The sequence below is a fragment of the Streptomyces sp. RP5T genome (assembly GCF_003933965.1).
GTDB lineage: Bacteria > Actinomycetota > Actinomycetes > Streptomycetales > Streptomycetaceae > Streptomyces.
Genome location: NZ_RSAJ01000676.1, coordinates 1 through 4,192, shown reverse-complemented (window position 1 = coordinate 4,192; position 4,192 = coordinate 1). Strand labels below are relative to the sequence as shown.

At 72.7% G+C, this 4,192-nt stretch carries 4 protein-coding genes; 3 read left to right on the top strand and 1 reads right to left on the bottom strand.

The genetic code is table 11. From position 1 onward, the window contains the following. Nucleotides 1-208 precede the first annotated feature (208 nt). The gene (locus EHS43_RS38950) at nucleotides 209-1,231 is read right to left on the bottom strand and encodes a Gfo/Idh/MocA family oxidoreductase (RefSeq protein ID WP_125195305.1); all 1,023 of its coding nucleotides are present in this window, start codon (nucleotides 1,229-1,231) and stop codon (nucleotides 209-211) included. 130 nt (nucleotides 1,232-1,361) lie between these two features. On the opposite strand from EHS43_RS38950, the gene EHS43_RS38945 reads away from it, so the two are divergent. The 3 genes from EHS43_RS38945 to EHS43_RS38935 all read left to right on the top strand — a co-directional run bounded on the left by EHS43_RS38945 (nucleotide 1,362) and on the right by EHS43_RS38935 (nucleotide 3,947). Then, complete coding sequence (locus EHS43_RS38945) at nucleotides 1,362-2,099, top strand: GntR family transcriptional regulator (RefSeq protein ID WP_125195304.1); 738 nt, start codon at nucleotides 1,362-1,364, stop codon at nucleotides 2,097-2,099. Nucleotides 2,100-2,217: 118 nt separating this feature from the next. Continuing rightward, a complete protein-coding gene (locus EHS43_RS38940; protein WP_037712265.1) occupies nucleotides 2,218-3,366 on the top strand; it encodes an ROK family glucokinase in 1,149 nt (382 codons plus the stop codon). Continuing rightward, nucleotides 3,363-3,947, top strand: coding sequence for a sugar kinase (locus tag EHS43_RS38935; protein ID WP_125195303.1), 585 nt, complete (start codon nucleotides 3,363-3,365; stop codon nucleotides 3,945-3,947). The genes EHS43_RS38940 and EHS43_RS38935 overlap by 4 nt, the downstream gene beginning before the upstream one ends. Nucleotides 3,948-4,192: the final 245 nt, after the last annotated feature.

Sequence of the window (4,192 nt, the reverse complement as noted above, 5' to 3'; positions counted from 1 at the left end):
CCCCGGCACGGTGAGCCGTCGGCAGATGGGCGTGCCGGGCCGCCGACGGCTCACCGTGCCGGGGTCCGGTCGGCGGGGCGTGGCCGTGCGGGGCCCTGTGGCGTGCGCGTGCCCGCCCCGGTCAGCGATGTGGCCGGGGCCGATCGAGCAGCCGTCCCGGCGTCCGGTCGGCAGGGCGTGCAGGGTGCCGTCGGTCGGCCCCGCGCGGTCAGAACGCGGACTCGCTCGTGGCGCCCGGGAGTTCCGCCAGGCGTACCGCGCGGCGTTCCCGTCGGGAGATCTCGCACGCCTCGGCGATCCTTAGCGCCTGCAACGCCTCGCGCCCGTCGCAGGGGTTCGCTCTCTCGCCCCGGACCACCTCGATGAACGCGGCCAGTTCGGCCTCGTAGGCCGGTCCGAACCGCTCCAGGAACCCCGTCCACGGCTTGTCCGCCGCGGGCGGCCCGGTGGGCTCGGTGGACGCGATCGGCGTGCGGTCGTCCAGACCCACCACGACCTGGTCCAGCTCCCCGGCCAGTTCCATCCGCACGTCGTACCCGGCGCCGTTCAGCCGCGTGGCCGTGGCCGTCGCGAGGGTCCCGTCGTCGAGGGTGAGCACGGCCGCCGCGGTGTCGACGTCCCCCGCGGCCCGGAACATCGGCGGGCCCGCGTCGGACCCGGCCGCGTACACGTCGACGATCTCGTGCCCGGTCACCCAGCGCAGGATGTCGAAGTCGTGGATCAGGGTGTCCCGGTACAGCCCGCCGGACAGCGGCAGCCACTCGGCCGGCGGCGGCGCCTGGTCGGAGGTGAGCGCCCGCACCGTGTGCAGCCGTCCGAGCCGCCCCGAGCGCACCGCCTCCCGCGCACCGGTGTAGCCCGCGTCGAAGCGCCGCTGGAAACCCATCTGCAGAATCGTCCCGGCGGTCTCCACCTCGGCGATGGCCTGCAGCGTCCCGGGCAGGTCGAGCGCGATGGGCTTCTCGCAGAACACCGGCAGCCCCGAGCGTGCCGCCCGGCCGATCAGCTCGGCGTGGGCGGAGGTGGCCGTGGTGATGACCACGGCGTCCACGCCCCATTTGAAGATCTCGTCGACGCCCGGGGCCGCGGTCTCCCCGAGGCGGTGCGCGAGCTCCTGGGCCCGCGCCCCGTCCGCGTCCGTGAGGATTAAGGAACCGACCTCCCGATGACGGCTGAGCGTGTTCGCATGAATGGTGCCGATGCGGCCCGTCCCTATGACCCCGATGCGCATGTGAACAAAGTGTGGTCGCGAAGCGCGTGCTGTCAATCCGTATGTCCGGACAATCTGACTACACGACTTCCCGTCAACAGCGCACGGAGCTACGCTCGGGCCCGTGCCGAAACCAGGAGTGGACCCGACCGTGACGCTCGAGCTCAGTGTGGACCGCAGCAGCCCGGTGCCGTTGTACTTCCAGCTGTCCCAGCAGCTGGAGGCCGCCATCGAGCACGGAACGCTCACTCCCGGCAGCCTGCTGGGCAACGAGATCGAGCTCGCCGCCCGGCTCGGCCTGTCCCGGCCCACCGTCCGCCAGGCCATCCAGTCGCTCGTCGACAAGGGCCTGCTCGTGCGCCGCCGCGGAGTCGGCACCCAGGTCGTGCACAGCCAGGTCAAGCGCCCCCTGGAGCTCAGCAGCCTCTACGACGACCTGGAGGCGGCCGGACAGCGCCCCGCGACGAAGGTCCTCGTCAACACCGTCGTCCCCGCCACCGCCGAGATCGCCGCCGCGCTCGGCGTCGCCGAGGGCAGCGACGTGCACCAGGTCGAGCGCCTGCGCATGGCCCACGGCGAGCCGATGGCGTACCTCTGCAACTACCTCCCCCCGGCCCTCCTGGACCTGGACACCGCCCAGCTGGAGGGCACCGGCCTGTACCGCATGATGCGCGCGGCGGGCATCACCCTGCACAGCGCCCGCCAGTCCATCGGCGCGCGAGCGGCCACCCCCGCGGAGGCGGAACGCCTGGCCGAGGAGGCGGGCGCCCCCCTCCTCACCATGCAACGCGTCACCTTCGACGACACGGGCAGAGCCGTCGAGTACGGCACCCACACCTATCGCCCCACTCGCTACTCATTCGAATTCCAGCTCCTGGTCCGCCCTTAGGGGCGCGGAGAACCGCGCGCTCAGCCCCCGCCCACCCGCACGCGGCAACGAATCGCGCACCCCCCTTTGCCGCCCCGTGTTCGGCACCTCGCGTGAGCGTGCGGCAGAATCGGGGCCGATGAGCACCTACGGCAACTTCAGCGCCCCCATAGGCTCCCGCCGCGCCCCCGCCCTGCGGACCGTCGGCACGCGGGAACGCCGCTCACACCTGACCGCACCGCGCGTGCCGACGGTGGGCATCGACATCGGTGGCACCAAGGTCATGGCGGGTGTCGTCGACGCCGACGGCAACATCCTGGAGAAGGTCCGCACCGAGACGCCGGACAAGTCCAAGAGCCCCAAGGTCGTCGAGGACACCATCGTCGAACTGGTGCTGGACCTGTCCGACCGCCACGACGTCCACGCCGTCGGCATCGGCGCCGCGGGCTGGGTCGACGCCGACCGCAACCGCGTGCTGTTCGCCCCCCACCTGTCATGGCGCAACGAGCCCCTGCGCGACCGCATCGCCGGCCGCCTCGCGGTCCCCGTCCTCGTGGACAACGACGCCAACACCGCCGCCTGGGCCGAGTGGCGCTTCGGCGCGGGCCGCGGCGAGGACCACCTGGTCATGATCACGCTCGGCACCGGCATCGGCGGCGCGATCCTGGAGGACGGCCAGGTCAAGCGCGGCAAGTACGGCGTCGCCGGCGAGTTCGGCCATATGCAGGTCGTCCCCGGCGGCCACCGCTGCCCGTGCGGCAACCGCGGCTGCTGGGAGCAGTACAGCTCAGGAAACGCGCTGGTCAGGGAGGCCAGGGAGCTGGCCGCCGCCGACTCCCCGGTGGCGTACGGGATCATCGAGCACGTCAAGGGCAACATCGGCGACATCACCGGCCCGATGATCACCGAGCTGGCCCGTGACGGCGACGCGATGTGCATCGAGCTGCTCCAGGACATCGGCCAGTGGCTCGGCGTCGGCATCGCGAACCTCGCCGCCGCCCTCGACCCGTCCTGCTTCGTCATCGGCGGCGGCGTCAGCGCGGCCGACGATCTGCTGATCGGCCCCGCGCGGGACGCCTTCAAGCGCCAGCTCACCGGCCGCGGCTACCGCCCCGAGGCCCGGATCGCCCGCGCCCAGCTCGGCCCCGAGGCCGGCATGGTCGGCGCCGCCGACCTCGCCCGCCTGGTCGCCCGCCGCTTCCGCCGCGCCAACCGCCGCCGGGTGGAGCGGCACGAGCGCTACGAACGGTACGTGGAGGCCCGCCGTACGTCCCGGGACACCGCGTGACGGCATCCCTGCCGCGCCAGGCCGCGGCGCCCCCCGACGAGCCGGAGCGGCCTACCGAGGACCGCCGCCACATGATCCGCCGCAGGGCGATCACGCTGCTCATCATCGGCCTGCTCATCGGCGTCCCGGCCGGCTATCTGGTGATCTCCGCCAACCAGAGCCGGGACAGCGGCAAGGACAAGGAGGCCAAGTACTCGGCGACCGGCCTCACACCCGGCTGGCCCTCCAAGGTCCAGCGCCGCCTCTACCAGGTGCCGGTCCCGCACCCCGCGGACCTGGTGGCCGCCTACGAGACCAACAACTGGAAGACCAGCCGCCTCTACGTCCAGTTCCGCACCACCGACGCGGGCCTGGCCGCCTTCCTCACCGGCATGGGCGTCAGCCGCGCCGACCTGAAGAAGAACGAGATCTCCATCGGCGAGCGCGACCAGAAGGTCAGCGGCTGGAAATTCGACGGCCCGCGCTCCTGGTGGGGCCTGAGCCACGCGCAGAAGGACCCGGCGCCCACCCAGGACGTGATGGTCAACCTGACCGTGCCGAACGCCCCGAAGGTGTACGTCGTCTCGCGCACGGTTCCCTGACCCGGCCGCTCCGGCGAGCGGCCCCGGCCGGTCACCGGAGCCGATTGTCAGACCCCGCCCGTAGAGTCGAAGACGACTGATCCGACACGCGGGCGGGAGGTGACAGGACGTATGAGCGACAGGGCCCTGGTGGCCGAGTGCAGGGGCGAGCAGCGGGACCCGGCCGTCCCCGTCCGGCTCGCCGCCGTCTTCCTGCCCGCCCCCCTGCCCCGGGAGAGCCGGATCGCGTTCTGGGACCCCGAGGG